This is a genomic window from Arthrobacter pigmenti (genome assembly GCF_011927905.1).
Lineage (GTDB): Bacteria > Actinomycetota > Actinomycetes > Actinomycetales > Micrococcaceae > Arthrobacter_D > Arthrobacter_D pigmenti.
In genome coordinates this window covers 3,222,139-3,239,456 of the sequence record NZ_JAATJL010000001.1, presented here as the reverse complement: position 1 = coordinate 3,239,456, position 17,318 = coordinate 3,222,139, and the positions used below count along the sequence as shown (strand labels likewise).

The 17,318-nt window shown below is 63.8% G+C and carries 18 protein-coding genes; 4 read left to right on the top strand and 14 right to left on the bottom strand.

What is annotated here, in order from left to right; translation table 11 throughout:
* Nucleotides 1-42: 42 nt before the first annotated feature.
* From BJ994_RS15175 to BJ994_RS15165, 3 genes are all read right to left on the bottom strand, one after another.
* Entirely contained in the window at nt 43-2,061 is a 2,019-nt protein-coding gene (locus BJ994_RS15175) for a calcineurin-like phosphoesterase C-terminal domain-containing protein (protein WP_167995267.1), read from the bottom strand.
* Between the two features lie 132 nt (nt 2,062-2,193).
* Nucleotides 2,194-2,649, bottom strand: coding sequence for a hypothetical protein (locus tag BJ994_RS15170; RefSeq protein WP_167995266.1), 456 nt, complete (start codon nt 2,647-2,649; stop codon nt 2,194-2,196).
* A gap of 82 nt (nt 2,650-2,731) precedes the next feature.
* Nucleotides 2,732-3,430, bottom strand: a complete 699-nt coding sequence (locus tag BJ994_RS15165; protein ID WP_167995265.1) for a LysE family translocator — start codon at nt 3,428-3,430, stop codon at nt 2,732-2,734.
* Nucleotides 3,431-3,512: 82 nt separating this feature from the next.
* Between BJ994_RS15165 and BJ994_RS15160 the strand changes: the two genes are divergently transcribed.
* Nucleotides 3,513-4,406: a LysR family transcriptional regulator gene (locus BJ994_RS15160; protein ID WP_167995264.1), complete on the top strand. Its 894-nt coding sequence runs from the start codon at nt 3,513-3,515 to the stop codon at nt 4,404-4,406.
* A gap of 98 nt (nt 4,407-4,504) precedes the next feature.
* On the opposite strand, the gene BJ994_RS15155 is transcribed toward BJ994_RS15160, so the two are convergent.
* The 9 genes from BJ994_RS15155 to BJ994_RS15115 all read right to left on the bottom strand — a co-directional run bounded on the left by BJ994_RS15155 (nt 4,505) and on the right by BJ994_RS15115 (nt 12,562).
* A complete protein-coding gene (locus BJ994_RS15155) occupies nt 4,505-5,134 on the bottom strand; it encodes an alpha/beta hydrolase family protein (RefSeq protein ID WP_167996051.1) in 630 nt (209 codons plus the stop codon).
* A 49-nt stretch (nt 5,135-5,183) separates the two neighbouring features.
* Nucleotides 5,184-6,641, bottom strand: coding sequence for an AAA family ATPase (locus BJ994_RS15150; protein ID WP_167995263.1), 1,458 nt, complete (start codon nt 6,639-6,641; stop codon nt 5,184-5,186).
* Between the two features lie 20 nt (nt 6,642-6,661).
* Complete coding sequence (locus tag BJ994_RS15145) at nt 6,662-7,414, bottom strand: DUF1648 domain-containing protein (protein ID WP_167995262.1); 753 nt, start codon at nt 7,412-7,414, stop codon at nt 6,662-6,664.
* A gap of 29 nt (nt 7,415-7,443) precedes the next feature.
* Nucleotides 7,444-7,782: a DUF6504 family protein gene (locus BJ994_RS15140; protein WP_167995261.1), complete on the bottom strand. Its 339-nt coding sequence runs from the start codon at nt 7,780-7,782 to the stop codon at nt 7,444-7,446.
* Between the two features lie 143 nt (nt 7,783-7,925).
* Nucleotides 7,926-8,129 carry a hypothetical protein gene (locus BJ994_RS15135; RefSeq protein WP_167995260.1) on the bottom strand — a complete coding sequence of 68 codons (204 nt, stop codon included), beginning with the start codon at nt 8,127-8,129 and terminating at the stop codon, nt 7,926-7,928.
* 86 nt (nt 8,130-8,215) lie between these two features.
* A complete protein-coding gene (locus BJ994_RS15130; RefSeq protein WP_167995259.1) occupies nt 8,216-9,847 on the bottom strand; it encodes a RecQ family ATP-dependent DNA helicase in 1,632 nt (543 codons plus the stop codon).
* On the bottom strand, nt 9,844-10,593 hold the full coding sequence (locus BJ994_RS15125) for a hypothetical protein (RefSeq protein WP_167995258.1): 750 nt from the start codon (nt 10,591-10,593) through the stop codon (nt 9,844-9,846). Before BJ994_RS15125 ends, BJ994_RS15130 begins: the two co-directional genes overlap by 4 nt.
* 71 nt (nt 10,594-10,664) lie before the next feature.
* A complete protein-coding gene (locus BJ994_RS15120) occupies nt 10,665-11,780 on the bottom strand; it encodes an AI-2E family transporter (RefSeq protein ID WP_167995257.1) in 1,116 nt (371 codons plus the stop codon).
* 71 nt (nt 11,781-11,851) lie between these two features.
* Nucleotides 11,852-12,562, bottom strand: coding sequence for a hypothetical protein (locus tag BJ994_RS15115; RefSeq protein WP_167995256.1), 711 nt, complete (start codon nt 12,560-12,562; stop codon nt 11,852-11,854).
* A 308-nt stretch (nt 12,563-12,870) separates the two neighbouring features.
* Between BJ994_RS15115 and BJ994_RS15110 the strand changes: the two genes are divergently transcribed.
* A complete protein-coding gene (locus BJ994_RS15110) occupies nt 12,871-13,422 on the top strand; it encodes a hypothetical protein (protein WP_167995255.1) in 552 nt (183 codons plus the stop codon).
* A 4-nt stretch (nt 13,423-13,426) separates the two neighbouring features.
* On the opposite strand, the gene BJ994_RS15105 is transcribed toward BJ994_RS15110, so the two are convergent.
* Complete coding sequence (locus BJ994_RS15105) at nt 13,427-13,906, bottom strand: nucleoside deaminase (RefSeq protein ID WP_167995254.1); 480 nt, start codon at nt 13,904-13,906, stop codon at nt 13,427-13,429.
* Between the two features lie 98 nt (nt 13,907-14,004).
* On the opposite strand from BJ994_RS15105, the gene BJ994_RS15100 reads away from it, so the two are divergent.
* Together BJ994_RS15100 and BJ994_RS15095 are read left to right on the top strand one after the other, a co-directional pair.
* Nucleotides 14,005-14,769, top strand: a complete 765-nt coding sequence (locus BJ994_RS15100) for a MerR family transcriptional regulator (RefSeq protein ID WP_167995253.1) — start codon at nt 14,005-14,007, stop codon at nt 14,767-14,769.
* Between the two features lie 77 nt (nt 14,770-14,846).
* On the top strand, nt 14,847-15,929 hold the full coding sequence (locus tag BJ994_RS15095) for a PLP-dependent cysteine synthase family protein (RefSeq protein ID WP_167995252.1): 1,083 nt from the start codon (nt 14,847-14,849) through the stop codon (nt 15,927-15,929).
* Here the strand turns inward: BJ994_RS15095 and BJ994_RS15090 are convergent.
* The gene (locus BJ994_RS15090) at nt 15,926-17,167 is read right to left on the bottom strand and encodes an ROK family transcriptional regulator (RefSeq protein ID WP_167995251.1); all 1,242 of its coding nucleotides are present in this window, start codon (nt 17,165-17,167) and stop codon (nt 15,926-15,928) included. The two genes, BJ994_RS15095 and BJ994_RS15090, sit on opposite strands and share 4 nt — an antisense overlap.
* Nucleotides 17,168-17,318: the final 151 nt, after the last annotated feature.

Sequence of the window (17,318 nt, the reverse complement as noted above, 5' to 3'; positions counted from 1 at the left end):
CCCCGGCCCAAAGCGGACCGGGGCGCGATCCTGCTCAGGGCGTCAGTCGAAGACTTCCGAGCGGAAGTTCTGCTGCGGACGTTCCTCGACAACCTCGAACACCAGGGTTTCCGTGAAGGTTCGGCCGTGGCGGTCCGTCGTCGTTATGTCAGCGGTATGGACGCCCACCTCCAGGTCCCCGGGAAGTTCGAAACGCCACATGTGCGACATCGTCTGGGCGATGTTGTTACCCGGACGCGGCGCCGATGGTCCGTACTGGCTGCCCGCATACAGACTGAATCCCTGCGCCTCCGGGTTGCCCGACGTCGATTCGAACGCAAAGCGCGCAACCTGCAGTTGGCGGATGGCTGCGTACGGATCGGCATACTCGGCACCGGAGAGTTGGCCTTCGCCGGTGGCCGGCTGGGTGTGCGTCGCCGAGACAGGTGCACCGCCGTCAATCGAGACGCTCACCGAGGATTCCTTGGTGCCGTTCCAGATGTTGGCAGTGAGCCACGTTCCATCCGCAAGGTCCGGCGGCGTGACCATGCCGGGATCGCCGAGGTCACCAAGTGCTACCGGCGGCACAGCGTCGGTGTCGCTGTAGGGTGTGTCGGCGCGCCAATCCATGAGGGTCTGGAACCAGTCGCGGAAGTGCGGCGAATTGACGGCAAGGGCCATCTGGTCGTCGTCGCGCCCGGTCGCATGGAAGGTGTCAACGTAGGACGCGCCGTCGGTCTCCAGGGTGAGGAAGCCGGGGAGGGCGCCGTCGCGCTGGATGCCGTTGGGGACGCCGTCCAGATTGATGTCGCCGGAGTACCAGTCACCGCTCGGTGCGCCGGCAACAATGTGGTCGAACGGAATCGAACCCACGCCCACGGCTTCCTTCCACGGGCCGAACGAGGAACCCGCAGTCAGGTTCTCCAGTGAGTGGGTGTGCCCGGATAGTGAGAGCGCTTCGCGGCCCTCCAGCAGTTCGTAGAGCTTCAGGACGTCGTCGGTCTGGTGCTTCGGGCTGGTCATGTCCGCGTGCGAGACCAGCGGAATGTGAGTCGCGATGACCACGCGCTTGTCCATCGGCACGTTCTTCAGGTCCGCCTCGATCCAGCCAAGGGTCTCCTCGCCAAGCTTGCCGTTGTAGGCCGGTTTGTTCTCCGGGTCATTGCAGAACGAGTGCTTGCCGTCCTCGTTGTCCGCCGGGGTGCAGGGGTAGCGCACGTTGTCGAGGCCGATGATGTGCAGCTGGCCGACGTCGTAAGAGAAGTTCGTGGGCCCAACGTGCTGGCGGAAGGTATCGAAGGACCACTCGTCGCTGGTCGCATCGATGTCGTAGTCGTGGTTGCCCGGAACCGCGCGAATCGGCGCGCCGGCAGCGGACAGGTTCTCCTTCAGCCGCGGATACATGCCGAGGTCATCGCCCGCCACATCGCCGAGCAGCAGAAGCCCGCAGGCGTCCAGGTCCTCACGCTGGGACAGATCACGAACCAGTCCCGTCCGCGCGAAGCTGATCTCCTGGTTGGAGTACGTCTGCACGTCACCGAGGATGCCGCAGGTTACGTTCCCGGCGCTCGCCTTGTTCTTGGCGAGCGGGAAATTGATGGCCTTCGGAAGCGGACCGGTGGGCTCCAGGCCGCCGAACCGCAGGTTCTGCTCCGTGCCGTCCGGCGAATGGTGGTAGTGGAACTGTGCGAAGTTCGTCTTGTCAACCGGGGTGTCCCAGCGGGCGGGCTTGGTGATGAAGACGGTGTCGCCGTCGTCGACTGTCAGCTTGTAATGGCCCAACCTGTCAGTGAGGACAACGTCCCGGCCGTTCGAAACAGCAACCCCTTCGATGCCCTTTTCCCTAGGTTGGCGGATGCTGTCCTTATTGGCGTCGTCGAAGACGGCGCCGCGCAGCACGTTGTCCGGCTCGCCGGTTGCCGGGATGATCTGCGGACCGCCCACGTAGGCGGTGGGGTCGATGGGCGGCTCCGGCTTCTCCTTTGCCGTGGCCACCTGCAGGCTGAGGAAGGTGGCAGGAATGAGTACGACGGCGGCTGCCGCACCTGCGAGGGTGCGTTTGCCGATAGTTCGAGGCGTCATGCGGAAGTACCTTTCGCGTGAGAGTGATGTCGCGCTCCTCACGCTAGGGACGTCCGTTGGCCTCGTGTGGTCAGGCAACTGACAGTTTGGTGACGATCAGGTGAATAGGGCCTGCGTGTTTGATCGCAGGGCTCACGGACCAACTGAGAAGGGTAGTTCCTCTCCTTCGGCGAAGCTGAGAACTCCCTGTTCAGGTGTGATCGTGAACCACTGTCCCTCCTGCTCCGACGCGAAGATGATCACCCTCTGGTCGATGTCCAGCGGATCACCCCGAGGGTAGACGACGCTGACATCGGTGCAGGTTTGCGGCATGGACGCAATGCGGATCTCGTCCTGCTCTATGTCCCCCTTGAGTATCTTCTCGATGCTGACAACATGGATCTGGGCGTCGTAGCCGTAGATGCGCTGCTGTCCGTCTTCGGCGATGGGGCGCCCCACCAGCACCAGGGGCGCGTGGTCGAACAGGTCCTGCGGCGTTTCGAACAACACCCAGTCGGCACAGGCGCCGGAAACGGTCTCGCCGCTGCACCCCGATGTTCCCAGCGCAGCACCGAGCGCAATGAGCACTCCCGCGCTGACTCTCCGCATGGGTTCAGTGTGCATCGGCTCGCACTGTCCGCGATACGGCTGACCTGCCACGCTGCGGGTTTGAGGCCCAGTTGTAACCGTGTCAGAACCAGGAGATCACCACCGGCCCCGCAACCATCAGGCCGAGAAGCCCGAAGACGACGCCGGAGCCCAGGTCGATCCACCGGGTCACGCTCGCACGGCCCAGCCACCTGCTCGCCGTGTGTGCGGCAAGGGCAACGCCCACAAGGTAGATCCCGAGCGTCGCGGCCACCGTGCCGCCCATTACGACGACGACGAACAGCGCCCCCGCGCCGGGTGGCGTGAACTGAGGAAGCAGTGCCAGGAAGAAGAGGCCGGTCTTCGGATTGGTGAGGCAGCAGAGCAGCCCGGCGATGAAGCCGGACCGCGCGGCGCGGCGAACCTGCGGGCGGGTCTGGACTGCCGTCGTCGTCGTGCCGGTACTGTGTGTCGCGGCGCCGCCTGCTGGAACTGGTTCGTGCGCAGGACCCTTCGCCGAGTAGTGGACGGACACCGCGCGGTAGCCCAGATAGAGGAGGTACACGCCGCCGAGGAGGCGCAGGGTCTGGAAGGCCAGCGGTGAGTCCTCGAGGAACGCCGCTACCCCGACGGCGACAAGCGCCGCCCAGCCGAACACGCCCACCGTTGTGCCGAGTGCGGACAGCAATCCTGCCCGCCGGTCCCGGAGGGCGTTGCTGAGCGTCACCATGGTGTCCGGACCGGGCGTTAGGGCGAGGACGATGGCTACGCCGAGGAGGGCGAGGTAGCTCGAAGCGTTCATATGTCCACGATGACAGTTCGGGATACTTTCGCACTAGCAAATATTTACGGCGGACCGTCAGGCGAAACCGTACAATCGACCTATGCTGGATCCGCATCGCCTGACCATTCTTCGTTCGGTGATCGCGGCCGGCTCGGTCCATGCCGCTGCGCGCAGCCTGCACCTCGCACCGGCCACCGTCAGTCAGCACCTCCAGGGCCTGGCGCGGCAGACGGGGCTGGTGCTGTTCGAGAAGAGTGGTCGGGGAATCGAACCGACGCCGGCAGCCCGCCATCTAGCCGACGCCAGCGAGGACGCCCTCGTCAGCCTGGAACAGCTTGGGCGAACTGTGACGGATCTCCGCGAGGGAAGAGCCGAACGGATAGCGATCGCCTGCTTCGCCTCAGTTGCGCAGGCGTGGATGCCGCACGTGGTGAGGGCGCTGCATGCGGCGTCTCCCGGCGTCGTTGTTGAGATGAGCAGTAACGAACTGAATCCAGCTGGAGGACGGCAGCGGTCTGACGTCGATGTCCGCAACGAAGCCGTTGCGGGAACGGGTATACAGCAGGAGGGCTACCGGCGCCATGTGCTCGCGGAGGAGGAGTTCTGTGTGGTGCTGCCGGCTGATCATCCGCTGGCTTCCGGATCGGCTGTCACCCTCAGCGAGCTCAGCGACCAGCCCTGGATCGACCACGATATGCATGACGGCCCGACCGGCCAGATTATTGCGCGCGCATGCCAGAGCGCAGGATTCATCCCGCGCTACGTGGCCCGCCTTGATGACCATCACGCGGCGATCAGCCTGGCCGCAGCCGGGCTCGGCATCACGGTTCTTCCGAGGATGGCGATCGTGGGACTTTCGGAAGGGCTCGTGGTGCGGCCGCTCGCTGATCCTCCTGTCCATCGGCGCATTGTTGCCCACGCCCGGATGCACCCTCCGCGTGCCCGCCTGATTCAGGTGGTGCTCGATGCTCTGCGGGAGGCGGCTCACGCGTGATCGGCGTGCTCCGGGGGCTCCGATAGAAACTGCCCTTAGCGGCAGGCCTGCCGGTTCGAACCGGCAGGCGTGAACCTCCGGGCCGTTTCTGTGGATCCTCAGTGGGCGATGAATGCCGCCACACTGGGCGCGAGCGATGCGCCGATTTCCTGCTGGCTCCGCTTGTTGCCCTTGATCGCGAAGGAGTGATCGGCGTCGGGCACTGCCTGCAGCGTGGCTGTTGGGATTCTCGCGACGACGGCGTCCAGCAGTTCTGGCCGGGCGAACGCGTCATTGCGGCCCTGCAGGAACAGCATCGGAATTTCGATGCCGTACAAGTGCGCGTCGCGGATCTTTTCCGGCTTGCCCGGCGGGTGTAGAGGGTAACCGAGGTAGATAAGACCCGCAGAGGTCATCCCCTCTGCGACGGCCATCGATGCCATCCGCCCACCGAAAGACTTCCCGCACGCCCACACCGGTTGACCTTCCGAGCGGCTTGTCGCTTCCTGCATCGCCTGCCGCCACGCGGCGACCGCCTTCGGCGGACGGTCAGGGAAACGCCTGCCCTGATCGATGTACGGGAAGTTGAAGCGGAGCGTTGCAAAATTGAGCGCGTTCATCGCGTCGCTGAAACCTGTGAGGAAGGGATGGTCCATTCCCGCGCCGGCGCCGTGCGCAATGACAACAGTCGCCTTGGGCTTGCTCGGCCGGGCGTAGACTCCGGAGAACGTACTCTCTTCGGATTCCATACTGAGCTGCTCGGTGGTACTCACTCACCTATGATCTCCCACGAGCGAGCTATTCGAAGGAGATACTGCTCCCATAGGCTGAACCTTCGCTGCCCGGAAAGTGTCCGCCAGGAAACCCCTCCGGTTCATTGGCTGGTCCGCTACCGAGCAGGCTTCGGGTCAGCGCTTCGCCTTCGGACATCATCAGGTCGACCTCGGCGAGCAGATGCTCATCGGACAGTTCGGCACCGGTCGTAGCCGCGCGAAGAACGGTCCGCCGGGTCAGTTCCTTGGCAAAAGAGGCCGTGGTGCCTTCGGTCCGCTCTGCGACCTCACCAATCGCTGCAGAACTGAACTTGCCCTTCGGTGAGTAGAGGTCCAGCAGGGCTGTACGGCTTTTCCTTTCCGGCAGCGGAATTTCGACGGCGAGATCCACGCGACCGGGCCGCTGCGCGAGCGCCCGCTCAAGCATGTCCACGCGGTTGGTGGTGAGGACAAAGGCCACGTCCACGTCGCTGTCCAGCCCGTCCAGTGCGTCCAGCACCTCGAACAGCAGGGGCTGTGGGCCGTGGCCGAAGCTTCGGTCCTCCGCGATCAGGTCAACGTCCTCGAGGACCACCAGCGAGGGTGCCATAGCTCGGGCCATTTTTGCCGCCTCGGCAATGAACGCAAGTGAACCTCCTGAGAGGAGGATCGCCGTCGTACCCTTGCTTTCGCTGAGGAGGTGGCGCACTGTGTGCGTCTTTCCTGTTCCGGGCGGGCCGTAGAGGAGGATCCCGCGCTTGAGGTGCTGGCCGTACGACAGGATTGCGTCGCGATGCTCGGCGATTCCCAGCACGTGAGCGGCGACCTGCTCAAGGACACCGGCAGTCAGGACCACCTCATCAGAGCGAACGCTGGGCCGCTCGTGGAAGGTGACCCCTGCCGCCCCGGGGTGGTAGTCCGTTCTGGTGAAGGAGACCACCTGTCCCTTGATCACGCTGTGGTCCTGCAGATGCTCTCGCATTTCCTTCAGGAAGGCTGAGGCGGCGTCGCGATCGGCACCGATAACCTCCACTGTAGAACTGTTGTTGCCGAATTGTGGGTTAGCGCTGCGCTGCAGGGCAGCGAGCCGCACTCCTTCATAGGAGAAGAGCCAAATGCCGAAGCCGAGCGACTCACGGCGCGTCGTGGGTCCGGTGTCGATCGTGACGAAGTCGGGCTGACCTACCGGCACCGTGAAATGCATCAGTGAATTCTGAATGAGATCCGCGAACGAAGCATGTTGCCGCTGCTGGCCACCTCCAACGCCGATGAGCCGCCGCTCCGGGTCGCGACTGCTGATCTCATCCACCGCGATATCGACGTCGACGAACCGGTGCGCCGGGATTTCCTCGCTGACTGCCGGAAGGTCCTGGACGGGCGCTCCAAGATAATCGGAGAGGGCGTCCAGAAGGGACTCGCCTGCAGTTTTGAGCCGCGTGTGTTCAGATGCAAGATCTGCGAGGCGCTTGAAGTTGGAAAGGAAGATCCCCATCTGCTCATCCATGCCCGAAGCCTAGCAGTGAGCTACATCACCAGGGGCAAGACAGCGATCAACAGGAGCGGCACGCTCACCAGGGCCAGGAAAACGACGACGGCGGCCCGCCCTTTCCGCGTCCCGACGTTTACGGTGAGCCCGTAACCCGTTCCTTCACGCTTCGGAACCCACACGTGAGGATCGTCAACGTTGTTGTAGAGAACGCCCGCGATCCACAGCTTGTCTTCCGCCGCTTCTTCCTCGGTGGGTTCAACGCCGTCTCGCGCTGCCGTCGTGCGCGCCCAGCGCGCCGCCACCGCATAACTAGCGAAGATGGCTACCAGCACGAACATGACGAACAACCCTGCGGGCCAAGCAGCCAAGTATTCCGGGTCGTTCCACCCGCTGGCACTCAAGGCGCCTGTCAGCAGGGCAATGCCCACCGAGGTCAGGCCCAGCCCGGCGACGGTTCCCCGAATCATGCTTTCCCTGCGGTACTGCTCCCACAGGGTTGGTTGCTCTCGTGGCGGAACCATCCGGGACACCAGCGCGGATATGAACGCCATCAGTATGGTGACCCCCGCGCCGACGATAACGGAGCTGAATACGGAGCCGAACGACTTCTCTGCCCACGCGTCGGGTTGTCCGCTCGGTCCCCAATGCGTCGGGATCCGCTCAGGTAGCGAGTCATAGAGCGACGCGCCGTACCAAAAGAAACCGGCCAGGATGAGCAGCGCCACAGGAAAGGTCAGCCAGACCTTGTAGCGTCCCCTCTCCGGGCGGGACTGTGTAGCGATTCCCATGCGTCAACCCTATGTGCGGCTCCGGCTGCTCAGTGCACCGCCAGGTTGGTCACCCGCACCAGCCGCCATCCTTCCCAGCGCGGATCGCTGCAGATGTCGAACACGAGGATGGGAGAGGCCGGCCCCGTCTGTGCCCTGAACCGCCAGTACTGCATGGTCATGATGCTGCCCTGCCCCATGATGCCGGCAGGGTCCGGCTCCCACCAGCTACGCGAGCTGGACCAGCGCAACGGCTCACCGCGCACCTGCCAGATGCTGCCGCGCCAGCGCAACGCCAGCGGCTCATCCCGGGCAGTGAAACGGATGTCCGCTTCTTCATTGAGGGGCCGCGACCCCGGATCTATCTCGTCAACCTGATGCGCCGTCACTGTCCGCCGCCTTCCGCTATGCCGGACTTAAAACTAGAACAGATCTTCGATTAATGGAAGTCGAAGACAGGCCAAAAAAGAACCCGGACCGGCGAGCGGGAAAACCGCTGCCAATCCGGATTCCGGAAGTGTCGAAGAAGCGTCTAGCCTTGCTGCTCGCGACGGTTCAGTTCAAGGTTGACTTCTTCCAGCCGTGCCTCGGTTTCGGGCTCCGGAAAACCGGTCGCGTACTCGGCCTCCAGCTCGCGATGCGCGCGGCTATTGAGCACTTCCAACTCGGTATCGTCAAGGACAGTCAGATCCTCCGGGAACGGGTCCTCCGGCGAAATCTTGTGGTTGGTTTCCATAGGTCACTTTCAGGGTCAACGGGTTACTTCTCGAAGTGTAACCATGCTGACGTTCTCTGTGCGAGGAACTTTCGCAAAGGCAATGATTACTCCAAAGAGGCAAGCAACTTCTTCTCCTCCACAAGCGGCAGCGACAAAGACTTGTAGCCGTGCTCCTCGAACAAAACCGTCACAACATCGCTCTCGTAACCCATCACCACACCCTCGCCCCACTCCGGGTGCCGCACCAGGCCCTGCAGCGGGAACGGACGGCGACCGGCGTCGTCGTCGTGCCCGGCGGAGCGCCCCGCATCACAGTTATCGCACGTCCCGCACAGGTCCTCGCGCTCCTCACCGAAGTAACCGAGCAGAAATTTCCGTCGGCACCCCCGCTGCTCCGCATACTGCCGGGCCATATCCACGCGCGATCGGTCCATTTCCTGGCGCTGCTTCCGGTGATCGACGACGTCGGCAATCACCTGATCCACGTCCATCGAAGACGCAACACGGAACTTCCCATTGCGCTCGCGGACCGCACCCACCTCGAGCAACTGATTCAGCAGATCGGACAGCTTCCGCTGTGATACCCCGGTGGCCTCGCGGATTCCGGCGGAGTCCAGCGGTTCATCCGCCGCGCGCAGTGTCGCGAACAGCGCGCGCAGCCCCTCCTCATCGACACCCTTCGCTGCGAAATACCGCCGGATTCCCAGATCCTCGGGACGGTAGTGAAGTACGACGACGGCCGGCTCACCATCGCGCCCGGCCCGCCCGATCTCCTGGTAGTAGCTGTCCAACGAATCGGGGATGTCAGCGTGCACCACGAACCGTACGTCCGGCTTGTCGATCCCCATGCCGAACGCCGTCGTCGCGACAACCACGTCCAGCCCGCCCCGATGGAATGCCTCGTGCAGCGCGTTCCGCTCCGACTTCTTCCGCCCGGAATGGTACGCATCCGCACGTAATCCCGCTTCCTGAAGCTCCTGCGCATACTCCTCGGTCTCCTTGCGGGTTGCCGTGTAGAGCAGCCCCTGGCCGTCGAGGATGCGGACCTGATCCAGCACCGCCCGGCGCTTGTCCCGTTCCGATTCATGCTGTTCCACGCTGAGGTGAAGGTTGGGCCGGTCAAAACCTTCGGCAACGACGACGGCGCCCCCCAGCCGCAGCCGCTCCACGATTTCCTGCCGCACGGGCGGCGACGCGGTCGCCGTCAGCGCAATGACGGGCCGCTTCAGCTGCAACACCCGCGCGCCGAGTTGCAGGTATTCGGGACGGAAATCGTGGCCCCAGGTTGATACGCAGTGTGCTTCGTCGATGACGAGCACGGATATGTCCAGCGGGCCAAGCCGCTCCGCAACGTCATCCCGGGCCAGCTGCTCGGGTGCGAGGAACAGGAACTTGGCGCGGCGCTCTTCGTCGTCGTCCTCGGCGGCTGCCCACGCCTCGTCGATTTCTGTCTCGGTCGCTGCGGAATTCAGCACGTACGCGCGCGTGTCGCCCAGCGCCTCGTTGATCGCTTCAACCTGATCGCGCTGCAGCGAAATCAACGGCGAGATGACGACGGCGACACCCGGCCGGGACATCGCCGTCACCTGGTAGATGGCGGACTTCCCGTAACCTGTCGGCAGGACGCAGAGGAGGTTCCTGCCGTCGTCGGCCGCGGTTAGTGCCTTCCGCTGACCGGGCAGCAGGGTGTCCCAGCCAAAGAGCGAGCGCGCTGTATCAGCGAGTGTCTTTCTCATTCGGCGGCCGCTGTGATCAGGGCGAGCAGCGCGGAGTACAGCACCAGTCCGGCGAGGAACCACGGGAAGCTTGATCCGCGATTGGACGGCAGCTCCTCCTTGAACACATTCAGGAGCACGGAGCCTCCCAAAAGTGCGGTCAGGATGGCGACCACTACTGTGCTTGTCGGCGCGAAGAGGGCCGAGAGCGCCCACCCGAGGATCAGCGCGCCGGCTAGGACCAGCCGCCCGCTGGTCCTGAACCTGCGCGGATAGTGCTCCTCCAGGTGGCGGTCGGTGAGCACGAAGTGCAGGCCCATCGCGATGCTGAACAGGATGGCAAAGAGGACGCCGGTTTCCAGGCGAAGCGTCATCGTGTAAGTGATGAGCGCGTTGTAGATTGCGAAAGCGCCGACGTGCAACCAGTAGACGCCACCCGACTCGCCGCTGTCCCGGGTGCGCCGCCGCGTGGCCAGCCGGTCCAGCCCGTAGAACGCGGTGAACCCGGTGAGAGCGACAACGAAAATGCCGAGGTCAAACAGCGGCGTTACCTCGATCGTGTCCTCGAGCAGTTCGCCGATCGCTTCGTTCCCTTCGGCGATCTCAGGCAGGAGGTGCAGGAAGACGTACGCAACTGCGAGCCCGCCGGCGAAGGAGCCCGTGACGTGCTCCGGCACAAGCGGCAGCTTGCGGATCCGAAGCGCCGCCAGATGCAGCCCCGCGAGCACAAGGGCGATGATTAACGAGCCAGCAATCGCCAACGCCATGGAGCTACTCCTCGCTGAAAAGATCGACCGAAATCCTGTGCATAAGCCTGCTTGGTTTCATCGATTCGGCGCTAGGTCGGTTCGCTTCCGGCCGGTGGAAGATCGGGGTTCAATGGTTCGAGCCGAGGATCCTCCGCAGTCCACACCTGCAGGACCGCCCAGGCAACCGCGGCGATTGGCACCGAAAGCACTGCGCCGATGATCCCCGCGAGGATGGTCCCTGCTGTCAGCGCGAGCAAGATCACCAGAGCGTGCAACCGCAGGGACTTGCCCATCACCACCGGCTGCAGCAGGTCGCCTTCCAGTTGATTGACGACGACGACGACCCCCACCACGATCAACGCGACGATCGGCCCGTTGGCAACCAGCGCCACGAGTGCGGCAAGGACCCCGGCCAGTGTTGCGCCGACAAGCGGGATGAATGCGCCGATGAACACGATCATCGCGAGCGGAAGGGCAAGGGGCACCTGCAGGATCAGCAGCGCAATTCCGATGGCCACGGCGTCCACCAGCGCAACGATCGCGGTGCCGCGGACGTAACCGCCGAGAACTTCGAGGGTGCGAGCTCCGGAGCGGCGCAGCTTCTGCTCGCGCTCACCGCTGAATGGCCGAAGGAAGAACTCCCAGATCTTCTTGCCGTCCTTGAGGAAGAAGAACAGGATCACGATCATCAGCGTGGCACCGGTGAGGAACTCGGCCACGACCGAGACACCGGAGATCGCGCCCGAGCGAAATTGGGCGCTGGTGGCGAAGTCGATGACGACGGTGCGCGCCTGCTCGAGTTGCTCGGGGGTGATGGGGAACGGGCCGCTGGTAAGGAAGGCTTGCAGCTCATCGAGGCCCTCGGTGGCGGCGGTGACGAGCTCGTCTGCCTGGCTTCGCACGGAGAGCACGATGATCGTAATGAGTGTGCCGAGCAGAATCAGCAACGCGAGGAATGCGATGGCTGTGGCAAGTGCTCCGGGGACGCCCCGCCGTCGTAACAGGTTTACGAAGGGGCCGATCGCGGCCGACAGAATGAGGGCGATAATCACGGGTATCACCAGCAGACGGATCTGCAGCAGACCGTAAACCGCCACCACTACAAGAGTGAGGATCAGGAGGATCTGGGCTGCGCGGGACGCCGTGCGCCCGAGGCTGTCCTTCCAGGTGCTGGATCGAGCGGGCTTCAAGTGCGGCTCAGTCATAAGGTTCCTCCCCTTGCGGTCTGCCCGGACTAAATACTAAGCATACTTTGCATTCCGGGAGGGGTAAGGGCTCAGCTCCGCGTGACGGCGGCAGCGCGCTTCAATTCCTCCTTCTCTGCCTCTAACTTTTCCCCGTAGCGGAACACCGCGGCCAGTGCGAGTAGCGCTAGGCCAACCCAGATCGGCCAGAGCTGGACGTCGAAGTGGATACCGGGGGCTACGCCGAGCGGTCCGGTGGAACCAGTGGTCGGGAGAACGTCAGTGTTGCTTTTCCAGGAGGTGAACTTCAGCGTTTGCTCCGAGGCGCGAGTGTAGGCAATAAGGAGACAGACCTGTGATGCGATCCCCCCAACAATGACGGAGATTCCGGCTTTCCGCAGTGCCTGGGTGAGTGCGGGCTTGAAGGATGCTGCCCGATAGAACTGTGCAGCAAACCGGTAGACGGCATAGGCCACAAGCATCGTTGTGGCGCCCTGAAGCGCGTATCCCGCAGCCAATAGGATCCGCACATCCCACAGCAGCCCGGCGACCGTGACCTCGGCGGATGTAAAACCTCCTGAAACCACCCGGGCTGGAGGCCCCTCCGTTATCACTGTTCCCTCGGGCAGCTGTGGCCAGAAGGGCACGACAGGGAGTTCGATGTCGATTGATCCGAAGAGGAGCGCACCCGTTACCTGGAAGAGAGTACCGAGCGCCGTCCCGACCAGCATAAGAATGCTGACAATGTGTGCAGCGTTGATGGCCCGTGATTTCGTGGATGTCTGAGTATTGCTGGCGTGCACTGATCCCCCTGGGTGCGGCTGTATCGCTTGGCGCGGCCGGGGCCCTTGGCGCGGCGCTCTTTGGCCAGCGTTTCGATCCACCCTATACTCGCGATTCTTCGCGCAGGCATGAAGCGTGTTGAGCTCGGCCAACCGCGGCCTCCGGGTAAGGGGTATGTGCTGTCAGGATCTGACTGCACTGCAGGCAACGCATGCGGTGCAGTCGTTGCTGTCACTTCCGGGGGCAGGGTATGGCTCCGGAACTGCTCCACCAGTCGCGGATAGTGTGGTTAGGAGCGCAGCTACGACGACGTTGGGGGAAACGCAACATGGCATCGAATGAAGATTCTGTCTGGACCGATACGCCCGTGAAGTCCGAAGGAAAAGCCGACGGCGGCGCGCACAAGGACTCCGCACGAGTGTCAGCGCGCAAATCCGCACGGCGTGCCGGCCGTGCTGTGGTGGTGACCGCCGCCGTCGTCGGCGTTTTGTACTGGGTGGGATCGACGTCGAGCGCCGGTGGATGCGCGGGCGGAGTCGATGCAGGCGCCGGTTTTGTTGACGCGAACGGCAACGCGATTGCCGGGGTCCCGCCCTGCATCTCCATCACGACCTTGCCGCTCGTCACGGTCGTGCTGCTGATCGCCGCCCTTCCTGTGTTGTTCACGCTGTGGGTCAGTGCGCGTGAGCGGTCCGCGCGTTCGGTCCGTGTGGCGGGATTGGCCACCGCGCTCGCCATCATCGCAGTTGCGCTGGTTCACCTCGTCCCCATTTACGCGTACTACGCGACCGATCCGATTAGCACATGGTTCGAGACCGGCCACCTGCAATCTCCGCCGGCATGGATCGGCGCGCAGGTGGAGATTTCCCCGATGGAGTGACCGCTCAGTAGTCAGTCCGATTCTCCAGGGACGCCCACGCTTCGAACGGGGCTGCGCTCGCCGAGTCCGGAAGCGTAATCTGCCGCACCGGCATGGACCTCTCCTCGACAGGTGCTTCGAGGAACTCGTAGAACAGCGCGTCATCGAAACCCGCGCGCGCGGCGTCGTGCCGGTCCGCCGCAAAGACGATGCCATCGACACGAGCCCACAGCGCGGCCGCGAGACAGAGCGGGCAGGGCTCGCAGCTCGTGTAGAGCATGCAGCCGGTCAGATCGAATGTCCGTAGGGATGAGCACGCGTTGCGGATCGCCATCACTTCGGCGTGGGCCGTGGGGTCGTTGTGTGCGGTGACCCGGTTGGTGCCCTCGAAGGTGCGCCCACTGTCCGTCACGATCAGCGCACCGAAGGGGCCGCCGTCGTCGTGCACGTTTTCGGTCGCGAGCTGGACTGCCCGCACAAGGAATTGCTCCTCAAAAGCGCTCATGGTCCGAACCTTACACCCGCCGCAAACACTGTAAGTAGCGTGTTGACCTTGACGCAACGTCAACTTGTACGGTGGTGAAAGCACGTGAGGAGGAAGGGATGGACTGGTCAATACAGGAAGTGTCGCGGCTGGCGGGAACCACCAGCCGCACGCTACGGCACTACGACAGGGTGGGCCTGCTGCCGCCTTCGCGGGTGGGCAGCAACGGCTACCGCTATTACGACGACGACGCCCTCGTCCGCCTGCAGCGCATCCTGCTGCTTCGCGACCTGGGGCTCGGACTTCCCGCCATCGAGGAAGCCCTCGGCCGGAACGCTGAACCGACCCGTGCGCTGCGGAAGCACCTTGAGTGGCTGAGGCAGGAACAGGACCGGCTGGCGCGGCAGATCGCGTCAGTCTCGCAGACCATCGAACGATTGGAAGGAGGTGAAAAGCTCATGGCGGAAAACATGTTCGACGGCTTCGACCACACCCAGTACAAGGAAGAGGTCGAGGAACGTTGGGGCAAGGAAGCGTACGCGGCGGGAGACCGCTGGTGGACCGGAATGTCCGACGCCGAACGGGCGGAGTGGAAGGACCACACCGCACGTCTCGGCGCGGACTGGACCGCGGCCGCGCAGCAGGGCAATGCTCCCGGCAGCGACGAAGCGCAGGACCTGGCACGCCGGCACTACGAGTGGCTGTCCGGTGTTCCCGGACTGCCGACGTCGGGTGCTGGTGCGGGCAAGCCCTCGAAGGAGTACTTCGTGGGCCTCGGCGAAATGTACGTCGCGGACGACCGCTTCGGCGCGAACTACGGCGGCAGGGCAGGCGCGGAGTTCGTAAGGGATGCGATGAAGGTCTTCGCTGACCGAAACCTCTAGGACGAGAACGACGACGGCGGCACCCGGGGTGGGTGTTGCCGTCGTCGTGCTTCCTGAAGGAACGTAGGGTTTTGGGTATGAGCATTTCCGCTAGAGGCGACCGCGCGTGGTCGGATGAGGCAATCCGGCGCATCGAGGCCGAGGGCAACCGGTCCGCCGATACTCACCTGTTGGCCGTGCCTGTGCCCCAGGAGTGGGGCGTTGACGTCTACCTAAAGGACGAATCGACTCACCGTACCGGGAGCCTGAAGCACCGGTTGGCGCGCTCACTCTTCCTGTTCGGGCTGGTGAACGGCTGGATCCGGAAGGACACCACAATAGTCGAGGCGTCCAGTGGTTCCACGGCGGTGTCCGAAGCGTACTTTGCGCAGTTGCTGAACCTCCCGTTCGTCGCCGTGATGACGCACTCCACGAGCCTCGAGAAGATCGCCCTGATCGAGCAGTACGGTGGAACATGCCACTTCGTCGATGACGCCTCCGAGGTCTATGAGGCCGCCGAGCGCATCGCCGCAGAGACCGGCGGCCATTACATGGACCAGTTCACCTACGCTGAGCGGGCCACGGACTGGCGCGGCAACAACAACATCGCCGAGTCGATCTTCCGGCAGATGGAGCACGAACGCTTCCCGCTCCCGGACTGGGTTGTGGTCGGAGCGGGTACGGGCGGAACCAGCGCAACCATCGGCAGGTACATCCGGTACAACCGCCACCCAACCCGTCTCGCCGTCGTCGACCCCGAAAATTCAGCCTTCTACCCGATGTGGGCCAACCCCCGCGAGACGGCCGTCGGGAAGCCGTCCCGCATCGAGGGGATCGGCCGTCCGCGGCCCGAGCCGAGCTTCATCCCCGCCGTCATCGACACCATGATCCAGGTGCCGGACGCGGCCTCAGTTGCAGCCTCACGGCACCTGACCGCATTGACCGGAATCTCGGCGGGCCCCTCGACGGGTACAAACCTGTGGGGCGTGTGGCAGTTGGCCGCCCGGATGCGCGAAGAGGGGCGGCAGGGGAGCATTGTCTCCATCCTGTGCGATTCCGGCGAGCGGTATGCGTGCTCCTATAACGACGACGGCTGGCTGGCTGAGCGCGGCCTCGATCCGTCGCCTGCGCTCGCCGTCCTTGAGGAGTTCTTCGAGGCCGGGGTGTGGCGGGAGTCCTAGAAAGCGTGCAGCAACGTCGCCGGTTCAGGGACGTCCTGGTCTTCGCCGTTCCGGTTGCGCAGGACCAGATCCACCTGTTGGGGCAGGAGCAACTCGTCCAGAACAAGGTGCACGGCGCCAAGGACTCCGGCGCCGGTGCCCAGCGAGCTCGCCCTGACATCGAGGTTAGCGGTGACCAGTGGGAGGCAGAGCTGGAAGAGTTCCGCCTGAACAGCTGCGACCAGTGGAGGCGATGCAGCCAGGCTGCCACCCAAAACCACTTCCTCCGGGTTCAGGAAGTTCACTATCGAGGAGAGCGCCCTGCCGATCTGGACCCCTGCCTCACGCAACGCCTCAGTGGCAACGGTGTCCCCAGCGTGGCCCAACGTTATGACGTCCCCGGCGTTCTTGACGTCGTAGCCCGCTTCTTGAAGTGCAGCCGTGAGGGCGCGGCCGCTGGCTGCCGATTCGAGGCACGGGTAGGCGGCGCAACTGCAGCTGATCTTTGATGCACCCGCAATAAGGTTGTGGCTGATCTCGCCTGCGGCGCCGCCCCCGCCGCGGTAGAGCTGTCCTTCGGCGATGATGCCGCAGCCGATGCGCGTACCCAGTTTAAGCGCGAGAAGATGCTGCGTTTCTGTTCCTGACGACGCGAATTCGCCAAGGGCGACGAGGTTCGCATCGTTCTCAACAAAGACCGGCACTGATGTGTGCTGGGCGAGGAGCTGTGGGAGGTTCGCGTTGTGCCACGCGGGCATGGTTGCCGGACGCACGGTCCTGCCCGTTGAACGTTCGATGGGCGCAGGTATGCCGATAGCGATCCCACGAAGGTCCTGCGGTCCCCGCCCCAAATTCTCAATGGCTGTCAAGAACTGCGCCCACAGCCATTGAGCGGTGGCGGCCGGTCCCATGGACGTATCGACAGCTGACTCACTGCTGGCCACGATTTGCCCGCTGAAATCGGCGATCGCGATTGAGGCATGGTTCGCGCCAAGGTCGGCAACTGCAACCAGCCCAAATGTCCCCGCAACCTTCAGCTCCCGTGCCCGGCGTCCGCCCCGGGACGCCTCGTTGTCGCCCGATTCCTCGAGGAGGCCTGCGTCCAGGAGGCTATCGACGCGCAAGGACACGGTTGAAGGGGCCAGTCCCGTGATTCGTGCCAGGGCAGAACGGGAGGCGGCATTGCCATTCCGGACCAGTTGAAAGATATCCCCGGCAGTTGCGCTGCCGCTGTCGCCCCAGGTTCTCAGGTTTCGCATATAAGAGACTGTACTCCGAAAATCAAACAAAGTCGTCGGGAATCGAAGAAAGAACTTTGCACGGCCAACAAATTGGACGGCAAGCTAGTACTCCTGAGCAGCCGCCCTTCGAGGTACGCTGAAAGACTGGGACATTAGAGGCAGGAGTGGG